The sequence below is a fragment of the Pacificibacter sp. AS14 genome (assembly GCF_038899935.1).
In the GTDB taxonomy this organism is placed as follows: domain Bacteria; phylum Pseudomonadota; class Alphaproteobacteria; order Rhodobacterales; family Rhodobacteraceae; genus Celeribacter.
Genome location: NZ_JBBMQI010000004.1, coordinates 106,926 through 123,737, shown reverse-complemented (window position 1 = coordinate 123,737; position 16,812 = coordinate 106,926). Strand labels below are relative to the sequence as shown.

Sequence of the window (16,812 nt, the reverse complement as noted above, 5' to 3'; positions counted from 1 at the left end):
ACGAGATGAAAAGTGAGAACGACGCGCAAGGCATATACAATAGGCGCACAGAATGATCTGCGCGCCCAAGTTGACTAGATATTAATCTATAGCTTGACCTAAATCGATTTAGATTTCAGCAGTAAAACCAGCAGCTGTAACACCTGCCTGCCCCGCAGCTGCGTCATTGTCGGACGTGTCCCCAGTGACACCAACAGAGCCGATAATTTTGCCATCAGTGGATTTGACCAAAACGCCGCCCTGCACAGGCACAACAGTGCCGCCCAGCGCGGTGTTAAGCGAGGTCATGAACTCAGGTCGCGCTTTCGCGATGCCGTTCAAGGTGGTGCCTGACATGCCAAGCATCACAGCGCCATAAGCCTTGCCATGAGCAATCGCGTAACGGCCAGGGGCTGCATCATTGGCACGGGAAAACGCGATGGGGTGGCCGCCTGCATCCAAAACGATCACAGACAAAGGGGCAAAGCCTTCGGTCGCGCCGTAGGCTACTGCACCTGTGATCATCTGTTGCGCCGCTTCCAAAGAGATATGTGTCATGTCTGTGCTTTCTATCATTGTGCTTTAAGTTCTAAGCGGCGCGCATGCAGCACAGGTTCGGTGTAGCCAGAGGGCTGAACGCGCCCCTTGAACACCAAATCACAGGCGGCTTGAAACGCGATGCCATCAAAATTTGGAGCCATTGGTGTGTAAAGCGCATCGCCCTCATTCTGACGGTCCACAACGGCGGCCATTTTCTGCATCGCGGCCATCACTTGCCCCTCCGACACAACACCGTGGTGCAACCAGTTGGCCAAGGCTTGCGACGAAATTCGGCATGTCGCGCGGTCTTCCATCAGGCCCACATCGTGAATATCAGGCACTTTGGAACAGCCGACACCCTGATCGACCCAACGCACAACATAACCCAAAATCCCTTGGGCGTTGTTTTCAATCTCTGACGCGATGTCAGCGTCTGACCAATTCACGCCTTGCGCAACAGGGATGGTGATCAAATCGGCCAGCGTGCCACGGGCCCCGCCCGCTTTGATTTGATCTTGGACTGCCATCACATCAACCTTGTGGTAATGCGTGGCATGCAGTGTTGCCGCTGTTGGCGATGGGACCCACGCGCAGGTCGCGCCAGATTTCGGATGACCAATTTTGGCTTTGAGCATATCCGCCATCAAATCCGGCATGGCCCACATGCCCTTGCCGATCTGAGCTTTGCCTTTCAGGCCGCAAGCCAAACCGATATCGACATTGCGATCCTCGTAAGAGGCTATCCAAGGCTCGGCTTTCATCTCGCCCTTGCGGATCATTGGCCCTGCTTCCATCGAGGTGTGAATTTCATCCCCAGTGCGATCCAAAAAGCCTGTGTTGATAAAGGCCACACGCGATTTCGCGGCACGGATACATTCTTTCAAGTTCACAGACGTGCGGCGTTCTTCGTCCATGATGCCCAGTTTGACGGTGTCTTGTGGCAGACCCAAAATAGCTTCTACGCGGGTGAAAATCTCATCGGCAAAGGCCACCTCTTCTGGCCCGTGCATTTTGGGTTTCACCACATAGACAGACCCCGTCACAGAATTGCGCGCGCCATCTGTTTTGTTCAAATCGTGCATGGCGATCAAGGTTGTGAACATCGCGTCCATCAAGCCCTCGCCCACTTCACGGCCCTCATTATCGGTCACCGCAGGGTTAGTCATCAAGTGGCCCACATTGCGCACCAACATCAAAGCGCGGGTTTTCACTGGCAGGTCTGATCCATCGGGGGCTGTAAAACTGTCATCGGCGTGCAATGCGCGGGTGATCACCTTGTCGCCCTTGCGGACTTGTTCAGTCAAATCGCCCTTCATTAGGCCCAACCAGTTGCGGTAAGCGCCGACTTTTTCTTCCGCGTCCACAGCAGCCACAGAATCTTCGCAATCCATAATCGCAGACATCGCGCTTTCCAAACGAATGTCGGAAATGCCAGCGGGGTCTTGTGCGCCCACGGGCGTACTTGCGTCGATCACGATGTCGATCAACAATCCGTTGATGCGCAGCAAAACATGGCCATCTTTGGACCCAGCCAATTGATCTGGATTGGACAAGCCAGTGTCACCCATTGGGCCACCAGCAATCATCATGCCATCTTTGACCGACAAAGCCGTGACATCAGCCCAAGATCCACCCGCGAGAGGCGCCACATCATCCAAATGCGCCTTGGCCCACGCAATCACACGACCGCCGCGCTCAGCGTCATAGCCTTTGCCCGTCGCCACATCGCCCAGCGCATCGGTGCCGTAAAGCGCATCATAAAGCGAGCCCCAGCGCGCATTTGCAGCGTTCAAAGCATAGCGCGCGTTGGTGATCGGCACCACAAGCTGTGCGCCTGGAATAAGCGCCATCTCAGGATCAGTCTTCGTGGTTTCAATCTCGAAATCTGATCCTTCAGCCACGATGTAATTGATCTCACGCAAAAACGCTTCATAGGCTACGGCGTCATGCGGCTGGCTTTTGTTTGCGATATGCCACTCATCGATTTGCGCTTGAATGCTTTCGCGTTTTTCCAAAAGCGCTCGATTTTTGGGACCAAGATCGTTCACAATCGCAGCAAACCCCGACCACAAAGCCTCGGGCGTGACGTCCAAACCGACAAGAGCTTCATCTTCAATGAACCGCACAAGATCAGTTGCGATGTTTAAGCCGGAAATTTTGGTTGTATTGCTCACGGAATCATCCTCTCAAATTGGGCGCACTTTGGAGCGAACCGTAGGCAGGAAACGAAGGCTGGACAAGGGCGGTCATATTTTTTGACCAAAGTGCTCAAATATAAATCGACTGCCTGAAATCTCATCACATTTACGACCCTCTGACTTATGCAGCAGAACGCCCACAAACCATCAGTGACTTGCAGCCCCCTTGCCTGCGCACTAACGTCTGCCTTGATCACGCATTTCAAAGTGAAAGCCCTTATATGACAGCCCTCTCCCCCCAGACTATTTTCCTCAAAGACTATGCCGAGCCTCACCACTGGGTCGAGACCGTGCATCTGACGTTCGCCTTGGCCCCACGCGCCACGCGGGTGACATCGAAAATCGTCTTTAAGCCGAATACAAACAACCTTGGCGATCTGATCCTCAATGGCGAACAGCTGTCTTTGAAATCTGTGACGGTGAACGGGGCGACTGTATCCTATGAGGTGACGGACACTCATCTGACGGTGAAGCAGGCCGACTTGCCAAGTGAGCCTTTCACGTTTGAGGCCGAAGTCGAGATTTCACCCGAAACCAACACAGCGCTTGAGGGGCTTTATATGTCCTCTGGCATGTATTGCACCCAATGCGAGGCCGAGGGTTTTCGCAAAATCACCTATTACCCCGACCGCCCCGACGTAATGGCCGTCTTTACTGTGCGCGTTGAATCCGAGTTGCCCGTGATGCTGTCCAACGGCAATCCGCAAGCTTCAGGCACTGGTTGGACGGAATGGCATGACCCTTGGCCCAAGCCTGCCTATCTGTTTGCTTTGGTCGCTGGCGAATTACTTGCGCATTCTGGCACCTTCACCACGATGTCTGGCAAAAACGTCGATCTGAATATCTACGTGCGTAAAGGCGACGAAGACAAATGTGCCTTCGGGATGCAGGCCTTGATCGATTCCATGGTCTGGGATGAACGCGTTTATGGCCGTGAATACGACTTGGACATTTTCAACATTGTTGCCGTAGATGATTTCAACATGGGGGCTATGGAAAACAAGGGATTGAACATTTTTAATTCCTCTTGCGTCCTTGCCTCGCCTGAGACCTCAACAGATGCCACTTTCGAGCGGGTCGAAGGCATCATCGCCCATGAGTACTTCCACAACTGGACCGGCAACCGCATCACCTGTCGTGACTGGTTTCAACTGTGCCTCAAAGAGGGCTTGACCGTTTACCGAGATCAAATGTTCTCGGGCGATATACGCAGCCACGCAGTCAAACGCATTGAAGAAGTTCTACAATTGCGCGCGCGCCAGTTCCGCGAAGACAACGGTCCTTTGGCCCATAACGTGCGTCCTGAAAGCTTTGTCGAAATCAACAATTTCTACACCGCCACAGTCTACGAGAAAGGCGCAGAAATCATTGGCATGCTGCGTCGCCTCATAGGCGATGAGTCCTATTATGCTGGCTGCTCCCTCTACTTTGATCGCCATGACGGACAAGCCGTGACCATCGAGGATTGGATTAAAGTCTTTGAAGAGGTCACTGGCCGCGATCTTGCACATTTCGCACAATGGTATTCCCAAGCAGGCACGCCGCGCCTGACAGTTGATGAGGCATGGAACACCGGCACACTGACGCTGAACTTTGCGCAAAGCACCCCTGCTACACCCGGCCAAGATGTGAAAAAACCACAAGTTCTGCCGATCATGGTCGGGCTCATCGCGCCCGATGGCACCGAAGTTGTGCCAAGTACCGTTTTGGAAATGACAGAAAGCGAACAGAGCTTTAGCTTTGACGGCCTATCCGAGCGCCCTGTCGCGTCTATCTTACGCGATTTTTCCGCGCCGGTGATTTTGCAACGCGACATGGATGCCAAAACCCGTGCCTTTTTACTGGCCCATGACACCGACCCTTTCAATACATGGGAAATGGGGCGGATGTTGGCGAAAGACACGCTTGTGGAGATGATCGTCAATGACATCGAGCCTGCACGCGATTATTTGGATGCGCTGAAATCTATGGTCACGGACGAGACCAAAGACCCTGCCTTCCGTGCCTTGTGCTTGGCGCTGCCCTCACAAGACGACATGGCGCAGACCCTGTTTGATGCGGGCGTCGCTCCTGACCCCATGGCCATTTATGAGGCGCGCGAAAACCTGCGTCATATTTTGGCAGCTGAGCTGAAAGATGATCTGCCCGCGCTTTATGCTGCCAATGATGCGGGCGCGTTCAAACCGGACGCCGATGGATCTGGCAAACGATCCTTGCGCATGGCGGTTCTGTCTTTGCTCACGCTAAACGACCAAGGCGCAGCCGCGCAAAGCCTGTTCGAGACGGCAGACAACATGACCGAACAAGCCGGCGCATTGACGGCTTTGTTGTCGGCAGGCATCGGCCAAGAAGAACTGGCAAGTTTCTATGCGCAGTGGTTCCATGATCGTTTAGTGATGGACAAATGGTTCATGATGCAAGTGGCCGCCGCCGCACCTTTGGACGCCGCGCGCATCGCCAAGACATTGACGGAGCACGCCGATTTCAGCATGAAAAACCCCAACCGCTTCCGCGCTGTCTTTGGCGCACTTGCGGGCAATCATGGCGGATTTCATGCCCCCGATGGGGCGGCGTATAAATTGCTGGCAGATTGGTTGATCAAATTGGACCCACTCAATCCACAAACAACAGCACGCATGTGTGGCGCTTTCGAGACGTGGAAGCGCTATGACGCAGACCGTCAAGACATGATCAAAAGTCAATTGAAACGCATTTTGGCAACAGAGGGCCTTAGCGGCGACACGACGGAAATGGTCAGCCGCATTCTGAACGCTTGAGCGTTTGAGCGTTTGCCGCCATAAAATGAGATACAGTCTAAGGCCTGCGTTCACGCGGGCCTTAAACCGTTTTACGACCTATAGAACGAAGCATACATTGCAGACACGGCCCGCGCTGTATGCCCCGCAAAGCTAAATCGGCCCAGCCAACCGCTCTTCAGACAGCAACACATTGGCCTCGACATTGCCGACACCAGGCAAGGTCATGATGCGGCGCCTCAGCACCCGTTCAAAGTCAGGCAGATCTTGCGCCACCACGCGCAAACGATAGTCGTATAACCCCAAAACGTGCTGCACGGTCTGCACCTCAGGGATCGCAGAGACAGCGCGTTCAAAATCCTCCAAGGACACAAGGCCCTTGGTGGCCAGCTTGATGCCCAAGAACACAGTCACACCAAACCCCAACTGGTCCAAATTCAAATCCACGCGGCGCGGGCCAAAAACGCCAGCCTCGCGCAATCGTTTGATCCGTCGCCATGTGGCCGGTTGGCTTAATCCATGGTCGCGCCCCAAAGCCCCTGCGGATTGGGTGGCGTCGTCACAAAGTGCGCGTACCAAAGCGCGATCTATATCGTCCAATTCAACCGTCATAGCGGCACCTCTTGGCGTTCTTTCACTTGTGCCACATGCATCAACGCCTCGATGTCTGAAATATGCGGCAGCGTCAGAATGTGATCGCGATACAACCGCTGATAATCGGGCAAATCGCGCGCAATCACCAGTAAACGCACATCCACGCGCCCCAGAAAGGTGCCGATTGAAATCACCTCAGGCACCTCGCGGGCAGCTTTGATGAATTCGTCAAAGGCGCGGGGTTCGGTCTTATCCAGCGTAAAGCGCAGCGAGACTTCGACCGCATAGCCAAGGGCCTGCCAATTGATCTGATCGCGAATGGCAAGGATCACCCCCGTGTCGCACATTTTATCGACGCGCCGCGCGAAAGTGGCCCCTGTAACCCCAGCGCGTGCGGCCAAAACCGCGACAGATTCCTCTGGGTCGGCTTGCAGCTGTCGTAAAATCCTACGGTCCGTGTTATCAATTGGCATGATTTACTCACATAAACAAATTATCACGAATGAATTTAGCACAAATTCAGATAATGCGTCAAATTTTGAACTCGCATTCAGCATAATTTTCACTATTGTGCCCTCAGACGATTCAAGACGACCTAAATCAATATAAGGAGCGCCGATATGCGCGTTTATTACGATCGCGATTGCGATGTAAATCTCATCAAAGAAGCAAAAGTTGCCATCTTGGGCTACGGGTCTCAAGGCCACGCACACGCGTTGAACTTGCGCGACTCTGGCGCGAAAAACGTTGTTGTTGCTCTGCGCGAAGGCTCTTCTTCTGCAAAGAAATGTGAAGCTGAAGGCCTGAAAGTTATGGGCATCGCTGAAGCTGCGGCTTGGTGTGATGTGATCATGTTCACCATGCCCGACGAGCTTCAAGCTGAGACATACAAAAAATACGTGCACGACAACATCAAACCAGGTGCAGCTATCGCGTTCGCACACGGCTTGAACGTACACTTCGGCCTGATCGAGCCTAAAGAAGGCATCGACGTGATCATGATGGCGCCGAAAGGCCCAGGTCACACAGTGCGCGGCGAATACCAAAAAGGCGGCGGCGTGCCTTGTCTTGTGGCTGTAAACACAAACGCATCAGGCAAAGCGCTTGAAGTTGGTTTGTCTTACTGTTCCGCAATCGGCGGCGGTCGTTCCGGCATCATCGAGACCAACTTCCGCGAAGAGTGTGAAACTGACCTGTTCGGTGAGCAAGCAGTTTTGTGTGGCGGTGTTGTTGATCTTATCCGTTGTGGTTTCGAGACACTTGTCGAAGCTGGCTACGCGCCTGAGATGGCATACTTTGAGTGTCTGCACGAAGTGAAACTTATCGTAGACCTGATCTACGAAGGTGGCATCGCGAACATGGATTACTCCATCTCTAACACAGCTGAATACGGTCAGTACGTCACTGGCCCGCGCATCATTCCATATGACCGCACAAAAGCTGAAATGAAACGCGTTCTTGAAGACATCCAGTCCGGTAAGTTCGTACGTGACTTCATGTTAGAGAACGCAGTTGGCCAGCCAACTTTGAAAGCGGCCCGTCGTGCAAACGACGAGCACCTTTTGGAAGAAACTGGCGCGAAACTCCGCGGCATGATGCCTTGGATTTCAGCAGGCAAAATGGTCGACAAAGAGCGCAACTAAGTTTTTTAGATCTAAGACATTTGAAAGGCCTCGCAGTTTGCGGGGCCTTTTTTTGTTTTGTCCAATGTCTGCTTCGAGCCCAAAGAGCAGGAGTTCGGCGGGATGGCGAAGGTCCGCTGCTCGGATAAAACCTGTGGATCCCACAAAACGGCTTTCTCTATGATGGGCCGTTTGCGAGAAGATCGACGTGATCCGAAAGAACTGACGTTACGCCTGCCTTCAAGAACCGGTCGGCCGTTTCAGCGTCATTGATCGTCGCCACGGCGATTTCAATATCGGCATATGGTTTCAAATCTTCGGGGGATGTGACGTCCGCCTGAACGTGTAGAATTTGGCACTGAGCCTCACTTAGGCGCGTCTTTGGATCTTTGGGCAGGAATTCCGTGGCAAGCGCGCGCGGCACCTCAGGCAAGGCGGCAGCGCAGGTGCGCGTGATGCGTTCGGAGAAACCAGACAGAAACAAACCCCTGTCGCCTAAAGGCCATGTGGTTTGAATCTCTGCGATGACGGCGGCGACAAGGTCTTCTTCGCGGCCTACATTTTCTTTCAATTCAAGCTGAAGTGACAAGCCACAATCGAGGACGCATTGCAGATAGGATCGCAAATCAGGCACGCGCTCGCTGGCGAAGTCCGGTGAAAACCACGAGCCCGCATCGAGACCGCAAATCGCTTCGGTCGAAGTCGAGATGACGCGCCCGCTGCCCGATGTCGTGCGATCCAGCATTGCATCATGGATTATCACAAGACCTCCATCGGCCGTCAAACGCACATCCGTTTCGATCCAGCGCGCGCCCATTTTGGCCGCCAGTTCCACGGATACAAGTGTATTTTCAGGCGATACGGCGGATGCACCACGATGGGCAATGAGGGGGCTGTCTACGATTTTCATGTTACGGGGCTTTCATTACAAAAAGATAAGATGCAGGCCCCCGCGAAAAGTGGAGGGCCTGCAGTGTGACGTTTATTGGAGCGCCTTAGCGTTCGAGGATGACGTCTTCGATAAAGCGATCAAGCACTGCGTCGCGGAACGGGTTTTGCGCCCACGGCATTTGGCGATCACGCATACTGTTGGGCACCAAGGCTGCGCTGTCATCAGATCCAGCGTTCATTGGCATGCTGCCAAAGATTGCGTTGAACTGGGTTTGCACTTCAGGCGAGGTGAGCCATGCGATAAAGAGCTGCGCGGCAGCAGGGTGCGGTGCGTTCTTTGGGATAGCAATGAAGTTACCACCACCGAACATCCCCATTTCCGGGATGTAGAACGCCAGATCAGAGCGGATTTCGCCGCTGTTTTGCAGACCTGCCATATGATCTTCCCAAGCTGGGACAAGCGTAAATTCACCGTCTGACAGACGTGTCAGGCTGTCCGCGTTAGAGGCAGTGATCTCATAATCTGCAGCATATTCGTTGAAGAACGCGATGCCGTCATCGGTCTTTGCGATCTTGTCGTCGTTCAATGCCCCGTCGTCATAGGCGCCGTCTGACATCACGCGCAGAATGTTGTGCAGGAACGATGGGCCAGAGCCGCCGTTTTCATAGTTGAAACCCATTTTGCCGGGGTTGGCCGCCCAGAAGGCCGCGAAGTCTTCAACGGATTGCGGCAAGTCTGCTTGCGAAATTTTGGCCGGATCATATGCGATGCCTGTCTGGTTGCCCCAGTAACCAAGCGCTGTGTTGCCACCATCCACGCCTACAATCTCTGTCACGCGGCCTGCATCTTCGGGCAGGTTGTCGAGCGTCATCAACATGTCTGTCGGAATGGATCCCGCGCGGTCCACGCCGAAAGCAAGGACGTCGATATCACCTGCGTCACGGTTGGCTTCTGCAAGGAACTTGTCGATATTAGAGGCATGGTCGCCATCAGGGATGGTGACTTTGATGCCGGTTTCATCTGTGAACTGCTGGGTAAATTCGCGGAAGCGGTCCTCGAAGTACCAGACGAACCAAGTCACTTCGCCTTCTTCTTTGGCCTGGGCTTCGATGTCCGTCCAAGCGGTTGCATGGCCGTCGGCCAAGAGCGGGGTTGCGCAAAGCGCGAGAACGCTTGCGATCAATAGCTTCTTAATCATGTTTTTTTCCTCAAGGTTTGTAGACACATCTCGTCAGCCCTTGCCTGATGCCATCGCTGGATTGGCAGACTTCAGCAGCCTTTCCAGAAACAGCATCAGGACCACGTTCGGGACAGCGAGAATTAGGGACAGCACAGCCGCATTGGGCCGGTTGAAATCTTGGCCGAGTGAGCTGTAGACCAATGTCGGCACGGTCACGAAACCGGGCTGGCCGACGATATAGGCAATGGCGAATTCCTCGACGGATTTAATGAAAACGATCAGCAATGCAGCCAGAACGCCGGGCTTTAGAGCAGGCCAATAGGCCGCTCGAAACACGGCCCAAGGGGCCGCGCCCAGATCGCGGGCCGCATTGATATGATCGATCCTGACCTGCTCAAAGCTGACTGACATGATGCGGATCGCGTAGGGCAGAAACAGCACGATATGGGCAAACAGGATGGCCGCGAACCGGTATTGCGCCAGCCCGATCTGGTACAGGATCGAGGTGAAAAAGATTGCCGTGACGAAGGACGGCACGACGAGGGGCAAAAGCGCGATCAGCTTAACGGTCTCCTTGCCCCGAAAGTCGTAGCGCCCGATCGCAAAGGCTGTTGGCATCGAGATGGCGAAGGTCAGCAAGGCGGCCAAGGGGGCCAGCGTGTATGAATTCAGCAGTGCGGGCTTTAGCAGCGAATTTTCCCACATATACGACCAGCGGTAGGTCGAGATGACCGGCGGCAACAGGTTGTCCGGCGTCCAAGGCAGGGCGGGATCAACAAGCGACCACAGAACGGCCATGGTAAACGGGATGACCAACCACAAGATAGCCACACAGATCAACAGGATCATCAATGCGCGGTTGAGGACGTGCGGCGCGATCATGTCCGTGCCTCCACGCGCCGCGTCTCATACCAAGCCACCACACGCGCTATGGGCCGTTCGCGAAAGATGAGCCGCGCCGCCAATGCCATCAACACGGCCCCAATCAAGGAAAGCGCCATCAACGTTACGCCCACACCGGCGGCTTCGTTCCAACGCCCACGCCCGCGGAAAAATTCCATATACTGGGACAGGGATTGACGGTTTGTCGGCCCCACTGTCGTCTGGAATGTGAAATCAGCAAGCGCGTCGATGAAGACGATGATCAGCGCGGCCTGCATCGCGGACACAGTAAGCGGCGCGATGATACGGCGGAACCTCTCAATGGTTCCCGCGCCCAGATCCTGAGCCGCATTCAAGGTGTCTTGCGGAATGGATTGCACGGCACCCGTGAGCAGGAGCAGCGCGAAGGGCATGTTCTTCCAGACTTGCAGGAATAACAGGCCCACGGCACCACTGTCATTTTGCAAGCGGTGAGGTTCATCAAAGAGGCCCGTCCAAACCAAAAGCTGGTTCACAAGGCCGTTGTAGCTGATAATGTTGAGGAACAGGAATGCCGCAACGATCCCATGGATCATCAGCGGTGCCTTGAGGATCGCTGAGACTGTCAACGACCCTTTGAATGGTTTGCGCAACCAAAGTGCGAGTGGATAGGCCACCGCCACTGACAGCACAGCCGCCCAGAACCCGATGAACAGCGAATAGCGCACAGCGGTCCAATAGGATTTGCGCCCTATCAGTTTTTCCCAAAACTCCATAGAAAACCCGCTGTCGCCCGTCAGATTGTAAAAGCCGACGCTTTGGGCGATTGCGATGTAGATCACAGCGCCGATGAACACGACGATCAGCCCAATTCCCGGCAACAGCAGGATCGAGATGAACCATGGCGACGGGCGGGTCATGATGCCACCTTCGAGACGTCATCCGACAGGAACACGATGTTTTCTGGCAAGATCGAGAACGTCATGTCTTCGCCCGCGACCAAGCTTGTTTCGGTCTGCTGGACGCGAAAGATCTCGCCCTCCACATCAAAGAAAAGATCGGTGTAGGCCCCCTCAAAGGACCGGCGGACCACTTTGGCGGTGACTGTATTCACGGGGTCGTGCCCCATGATCACAGCCTCGGCGCGCCACGCGATAAGAACATTATCCGCTTCAGGCGGGGTGTCAGATTGAACCATCAGCGGCCCCATCGGGGTGACAACCTGCCAGACATTTGCCTGCGCGCGCGACACCACTCGTGCCTGCATCACATTTGCGGACCCTACAAAATCCGCGACGAAACGGGTGCGTGGCGCGTGGTATAGGTCTTGCGGTGTGCCAGCCTGTTCAAGTTGCCCTTTGTTAAGCACGAATATCTTGTCAGACATCGCAAGTGCTTCGTTCTGGTCGTGAGTGACGTAAACGGCGGTCAATCCGAAGTCCTGCTGGATTGTCCGAATTTCATGGCGCACGGTTTCGCGCAGCTTTGCATCTAGGTTCGACAAGGGTTCATCGAACAATATGACCGATGGGCGGACTGTCAACGCACGCCCCAAGGACACGCGTTGTTGTTGCCCGCCTGATAGCTGGTTGGGCAGCTTTGACAGATGATCCCCAAGATCAAGCTGGCCGACGACATCGCGCAGCCGTTTGGCGCGATCCGCCCCTGACATGCCGCGCTGGCGCAGCCCGAAGACGAGATTTTCTTCAACGCTTAAATGCGGGAACAATGCGTAGGATTGAAAGCACAGCGCGGTGTCGCGCCGTTCTGGCGGCGTGTCCGTGACATCGATGCCGTCGATGTAGACGCGGCCTTTCGTGGGCTTCAAAAAACCCGAAATCACGTTAAGCAGAGTTGTTTTTCCGCAGCCCGATGGCCCCAACAACGTCACGAACGACCCTGCGGGCACGTCGAGATCGATGTTTTTCAGCGCGTCGACCGCATCAAAACGGACGGCGATTCCCTTTGCAGCCAAACCAGACATGCATTCTCCTATTATTCCCGGCTGCTCAATTTGCGAAGCAGTTCTAATTTCACACCTTGTGTGTATTATGTTTATACGCTCTATGTGTAAAATTAATGACAGAAACTATTTTTCAGCCTGTTATTTGGTGGGAAACTTTGATTTAAAGAACGAAAGCGGTGGGAAATCACAATGAAAAAAGGCGTTTCGGACCTCAACATAATCAGCGAAAACCAACGCGACCTGTTGACGCTGATCCGGCAGAACCAGCCGATCCGGCGGTCATCGTTGACGGAACGGACGAACCTAACGCAGCAATCCGTCTACAGAATCGTTTCGTCGCTTGAAGACCTTGGGCTCATCACTTCAGCGCCGGGCGAGGCATCAGGACCCGGCAAACCCAGTCCACTAATCTCACTGGTTGACAGAGCATGTTTCGGGCTTGGCATCCTTGTGAACACGGATTCCGTTGTCATCTCGGTTGTGGGACTGAATTGCGAACCGCTTGCCTCAAGCCACTGCGACATTGACGTCAGCAAACGTGGCCCTGCGCTGGATGCGATCAAACGCGCAGTCACGGCACTGCTGGCCGAAAACGATATTCCCGAAAGCGCGCTGTGCGGGATCGGCTTTACGTTGCCGGGTTTCTTTGTCGAAAGCCAAGCGCAGATGAACGCGCCTGAGCTCTTGAGCGATTGGTCTCTTGTTGATTTTCGCCCCGAAATACAGGAGCGGTTCGGCCTGCCTGTGACCTTGGAAAACAGCGCAAAAGCGCGCGCGATTGGTGAAATCCTCGGGCCGATTGGCAAGCGATACCGCGACTTTATCTATCTGGGTTTCGATTATGGTTTTGGTGGATCCGTTGTTATTGACGGGCGCCTTCACGCTGGTCGCGCAGGCAACGCGGGCGAATTTTCTGCCATCTGGGTGGGCGATGAAATCGGGGAACGTCCCGCGCTTGGTTTGTTATTGAAACACCTGAAAACCTATGGCGTTCATCTGTCAGGCATTGAACAACTGCGGCGCGATTTTGATCCGACATGGCCAGGTCTGGAATCGTGGATCGACCAAACAATGCCCCACCTGAACCGCCTGATCTTTGGCGTGACAGGTATAATCGATCCTGAGGCCATCGTCTTTGGCGGGCAGATCGCGCCAGAGCTGGCGCAAATGCTGATGGACCGCGTCGAGTTCCCGAAAGAGTTCCGCTATGGGCGACCTCCACCGCTGCCCGATCTTGTGCTCGGGTCAACAATCGACACGCCCGCGGCCAATGGCGTGGCGCAGCTTCCCCTTAAACAACTGTATTTCCGGTAGGTCATGATGAACTTAATAGATATCCGTCACCGACAAACCGCCTGTGAGGCGATCTTGAAACAAGCCGGACAGGCCGCTAAAACGCGATTTGAAGCACGCGACTATGAAACGCAAATGAAGGGCCCGCAGGATTTTGTGTCCGAGGTTGACCATGCGACCGAGCGGGCAATCAAAGACGCTCTCACGCGCCAGTTCCCCGACGACGGGTTCATGGGCGAGGAGAGTGGTGGCGACTTGGCGGCGGCATCCTGGATTGTCGATCCGATTGACGGAACATCGAACTTCGTGCGCGCAACAGCCTATTGGTGCCTGTCTGCGGCCTTTGTCGTGGATGGTATCGCGGTGATCGGTGTCATCTACGACCCGATGCTGGACGAGATTTTTTCGTGCCACGCAGGGGGCGGTGCGCGATTGAACGGGCGCGCGATGTCCGTGTCGAAAACCGCCGCAGCGACGGATGCAGTGCTGGGGATCAGCTTCAGTTTTCAAAGCGCGCCTGACGATGTTGCCCGTGTGGTGCATGACCTTATCGAAAACGGGACGAGTTTCCGTCTGATGGGGGCTGGCGCGTTGTCGCTCGCCCATTGCGCGGCAGGGCGCACCGACGGGTTCTGGGAATCCTTTATGAAACCATGGGACGCGGCCGCCGGACTTTTGTTGATCAAAGAGGCTGGTGGCACGGTGTGCGACTACGGCGCTGGGAATGGCTACGTCAACGGCAACCCTGTGTTGGGTGCAGCGCCCTTAATGGCGGATTTCTTTTCCGACCTGACCGGTGTGGTCTTGGCGAAGCCTGTGGTGCAATCCGCGTGATCATCCTTGGATACGCGATCCAGATCACGAGCGGTGCGATGCTGTTGTAGTGTGCCGTCAAAATGTTGCGATCAGGGATCGAGCAGCAATTTGGGCCTTGGGCAATCGCCGCGTTGAAGGAGATTGCCATCAAGCTGCCCACAATCGGATATGTCGTTCTGGATCGGCACGATGGCTTGAAAAAGACTCGGCGGAAGGCCCCAAACTGACCCCGTTTTGGGTCGGTATGCCTGCACCTATCCGGTGCGACCAACCCCAATTCAGGTAATCCACACGCCTGTAATTGATGGTATAAATCGCTTTGCCCTATGGCATTTGAAGCAAAACCGTCATTGACCCTAATGAGGCGAAAGGCCACTTTGTCCCACATAGCAAACATCCCAAACCCAAAACTGCGCACATAGTGCCACAGCCGACATTGCGAATACCCCCTAGCGTAGGCTAACAGGGGCCAACAAAGGCCCGATCACGCCCGCCTCACCTTTAGAAAGCCAACCCCAAATGTCAGATCCGCAAATGAAAGTGGTCATTGTGACCCCTGAAATCCCTTACAACACTGGCGCTATCGGGCGAACTTGTGTGGCGCTGGGTTTGGAGCTGATCTTGATAAAGCCTTTGGGGTTTTCACTGGATGAAAAAGCCGTGCGGCGATCTGGCACCACGTACTGGCAACATGTGCAGTTGACCGAGTACGATGACTGGCAAAGCTTTTTGGACGACCGCAAACCACCCCGCGAGGCTTTGCATTTCTTTGAAGAACACGGCGCGCAAAGCTTTTACGAACCCGACTATCCACAAGATGGCTATTTGGTGTTTGGCTGCGAGTCCAAAGGCCTGCCTGAGACGATCTTGAGCGGCATGGAAGATCGCGTGTTCAATCTGCCAATGCGCAATCCCGTTGTGCGTTCGCTCAACTTGGCGAACACCGCGACAGCAGTGATCTATCAGGCCATGCGCACGCAATTGGGCGGTTAAACGTCTAAAAACAGGACATGCGAGTCCGAGCTGCAACATTTAGCATCAATGCAAACTGCTTGGCCCTTTTTGCATTTGAAACGGCGGCAAGCTGGCGTAGCCATAGGGGAAACAGCAAAACAGGCAGGGTCCCGATGCAACTCAAAACATCTCTAGCAGCGCTGGCGCTTATTCTCGCTCCAACATTGGCCACAGCGGACGGTTCAATCGCTCCAGACGTGCTGCAAATTCCACTGGCGTCCACGCATTTTGGCTCATGGTCGGATTCCGATTTCAACGAATTCAACCCCGGCCTTATTTTCACGTGGGTCGAACGCGCTGGCGATTTGAACTACAGCTTTGGCGCATACAAAGACAGCAAATCAGCAGCAGCATTGCATGTCTCCGTCGCCAAAATGTGGGACATCGCAGAGTACACACAAGCAGGCATCGTCGGCGCCTATATTCATTCCACAGGTGACGGTTTTACGGGCTTTGCCCCATCGGTTCAGCTGAACCACAAATACCTCTTCATGAACGTGGCCACGGGCTATGACGACGGCGACGGGGTTTACGGCGTTGTGGGCACGGGCATCACCATTCCACTGGGCAAGTAACAGACCTAACGTATCTGTAAACATGAGGTGCCCGCGACAACGCGCGCGCCTGATCCATCTTGCTACAGTCTCGCAGACCTGATCAAAGTGGCAAGCCGTCACAAAGGATCTTCCAATGACAAACCCAACAGAACAAGAGCTCGCTCAGATCAACGCCGACCGTGCCCGTATGTTTACAGTGCCGTTTTGGAAGAGCCTGCTGCAAGGACGCGAAGGTTTGGGCGACACATTCTGGGCTGGCAACTATCTGGCCGGATTGTTGTTTTTGCCCATCGTCATCGTGATGCTGTTTGTGCCGATGTTTTACGGCCTAATGGCGCCTGCTTTCGTGATTTTTGGCCTGTATCTTTTGGCCGTGGCCCGCGCGGTGTGGCTGGCCAAACCAAAGGGCAATAGCGGCAAAGGCATGAAAATCGCGGCTTTGGTCTGGACCCTGCTCAACGCGATTTCCGTGATGGCCGTTTCGCCCTACTCCGCAGGGCAATAAGCCGCTGAGCGGCGGCCGCCCCAAAAGGGACGCCCCTCA

At 54.6% G+C, this 16,812-nt stretch carries 16 protein-coding genes; 7 read left to right on the top strand and 9 right to left on the bottom strand.

Annotated elements, in window-relative coordinates:
- Nucleotides 1-108 precede the first annotated feature (108 nt).
- Together WNY38_RS06280 and WNY38_RS06275 are read right to left on the bottom strand one after the other, a co-directional pair.
- Nucleotides 109-537: a heme-binding protein gene (locus WNY38_RS06280; protein WP_342856479.1), complete on the bottom strand. Its 429-nt coding sequence runs from the start codon at nucleotides 535-537 to the stop codon at nucleotides 109-111.
- Nucleotides 538-551: 14 nt separating this feature from the next.
- Complete coding sequence (locus WNY38_RS06275) at nucleotides 552-2,693, bottom strand: malate synthase G (protein ID WP_342856478.1); 2,142 nt, start codon at nucleotides 2,691-2,693, stop codon at nucleotides 552-554.
- A 245-nt stretch (nucleotides 2,694-2,938) separates the two neighbouring features.
- Between WNY38_RS06275 and pepN the strand changes: the two genes are divergently transcribed.
- Nucleotides 2,939-5,494 (top strand): aminopeptidase N, encoded by a 2,556-nt coding sequence (gene pepN / locus WNY38_RS06270; protein WP_342856477.1) that lies wholly within the window; start codon nucleotides 2,939-2,941, stop codon nucleotides 5,492-5,494.
- A gap of 132 nt (nucleotides 5,495-5,626) precedes the next feature.
- Here pepN and WNY38_RS06265 read toward each other — a convergent pair whose 3' ends face one another.
- Together WNY38_RS06265 and WNY38_RS06260 are read right to left on the bottom strand one after the other, a co-directional pair.
- Entirely contained in the window at nucleotides 5,627-6,085 is a 459-nt protein-coding gene (locus WNY38_RS06265; protein ID WP_342856476.1) for an Lrp/AsnC family transcriptional regulator, read from the bottom strand.
- Nucleotides 6,082-6,540, bottom strand: coding sequence for an Lrp/AsnC family transcriptional regulator (locus WNY38_RS06260; RefSeq protein WP_342856475.1), 459 nt, complete (start codon nucleotides 6,538-6,540; stop codon nucleotides 6,082-6,084). Before WNY38_RS06260 ends, WNY38_RS06265 begins: the two co-directional genes overlap by 4 nt.
- Nucleotides 6,541-6,687: 147 nt before the next feature.
- Between WNY38_RS06260 and ilvC the strand changes: the two genes are divergently transcribed.
- A complete protein-coding gene (gene ilvC / locus WNY38_RS06255) occupies nucleotides 6,688-7,710 on the top strand; it encodes a ketol-acid reductoisomerase (RefSeq protein ID WP_342856474.1) in 1,023 nt (340 codons plus the stop codon).
- Nucleotides 7,711-7,867: 157 nt separating this feature from the next.
- Here the strand turns inward: ilvC and WNY38_RS06250 are convergent, their stop codons facing one another.
- From WNY38_RS06250 to WNY38_RS06230, 5 genes are all read right to left on the bottom strand, one after another.
- Complete coding sequence (locus WNY38_RS06250; protein WP_342856473.1) at nucleotides 7,868-8,599, bottom strand: glycerophosphodiester phosphodiesterase family protein; 732 nt, start codon at nucleotides 8,597-8,599, stop codon at nucleotides 7,868-7,870.
- A gap of 85 nt (nucleotides 8,600-8,684) precedes the next feature.
- On the bottom strand, nucleotides 8,685-9,779 hold the full coding sequence (locus tag WNY38_RS06245) for an extracellular solute-binding protein (RefSeq protein ID WP_342856472.1): 1,095 nt from the start codon (nucleotides 9,777-9,779) through the stop codon (nucleotides 8,685-8,687).
- A gap of 33 nt (nucleotides 9,780-9,812) precedes the next feature.
- Nucleotides 9,813-10,643: an ABC transporter permease subunit gene (locus WNY38_RS06240; RefSeq protein ID WP_342856471.1), complete on the bottom strand. Its 831-nt coding sequence runs from the start codon at nucleotides 10,641-10,643 to the stop codon at nucleotides 9,813-9,815.
- Complete coding sequence (locus tag WNY38_RS06235; RefSeq protein WP_342856470.1) at nucleotides 10,640-11,542, bottom strand: ABC transporter permease; 903 nt, start codon at nucleotides 11,540-11,542, stop codon at nucleotides 10,640-10,642. Before WNY38_RS06235 ends, WNY38_RS06240 begins: the two co-directional genes overlap by 4 nt.
- Nucleotides 11,539-12,606, bottom strand: a complete 1,068-nt coding sequence (locus WNY38_RS06230) for an ABC transporter ATP-binding protein (protein ID WP_342856469.1) — start codon at nucleotides 12,604-12,606, stop codon at nucleotides 11,539-11,541. Before WNY38_RS06230 ends, WNY38_RS06235 begins: the two co-directional genes overlap by 4 nt.
- Before the next feature lie 171 nt (nucleotides 12,607-12,777).
- On the opposite strand from WNY38_RS06230, the gene WNY38_RS06225 reads away from it, so the two are divergent.
- The 5 genes from WNY38_RS06225 (at nucleotide 12,778) to WNY38_RS06205 (ending at nucleotide 16,773) form a co-directional block, all read left to right on the top strand.
- Entirely contained in the window at nucleotides 12,778-13,902 is a 1,125-nt protein-coding gene (locus WNY38_RS06225) for an ROK family transcriptional regulator (RefSeq protein ID WP_342856468.1), read from the top strand.
- Nucleotides 13,903-13,905: 3 nt separating this feature from the next.
- Nucleotides 13,906-14,715, top strand: a complete 810-nt coding sequence (locus WNY38_RS06220) for an inositol monophosphatase family protein (protein ID WP_342856467.1) — start codon at nucleotides 13,906-13,908, stop codon at nucleotides 14,713-14,715.
- A gap of 501 nt (nucleotides 14,716-15,216) precedes the next feature.
- Nucleotides 15,217-15,690 carry a tRNA (cytidine(34)-2'-O)-methyltransferase gene (locus tag WNY38_RS06215; RefSeq protein WP_342856466.1) on the top strand — a complete coding sequence of 158 codons (474 nt, stop codon included), beginning with the start codon at nucleotides 15,217-15,219 and terminating at the stop codon, nucleotides 15,688-15,690.
- Nucleotides 15,691-15,824: 134 nt separating this feature from the next.
- Nucleotides 15,825-16,286, top strand: coding sequence for a hypothetical protein (locus tag WNY38_RS06210; RefSeq protein WP_342856465.1), 462 nt, complete (start codon nucleotides 15,825-15,827; stop codon nucleotides 16,284-16,286).
- 115 nt (nucleotides 16,287-16,401) lie between these two features.
- Nucleotides 16,402-16,773, top strand: coding sequence for a hypothetical protein (locus WNY38_RS06205; protein WP_342856464.1), 372 nt, complete (start codon nucleotides 16,402-16,404; stop codon nucleotides 16,771-16,773).
- Nucleotides 16,774-16,812 lie beyond the last annotated feature (39 nt).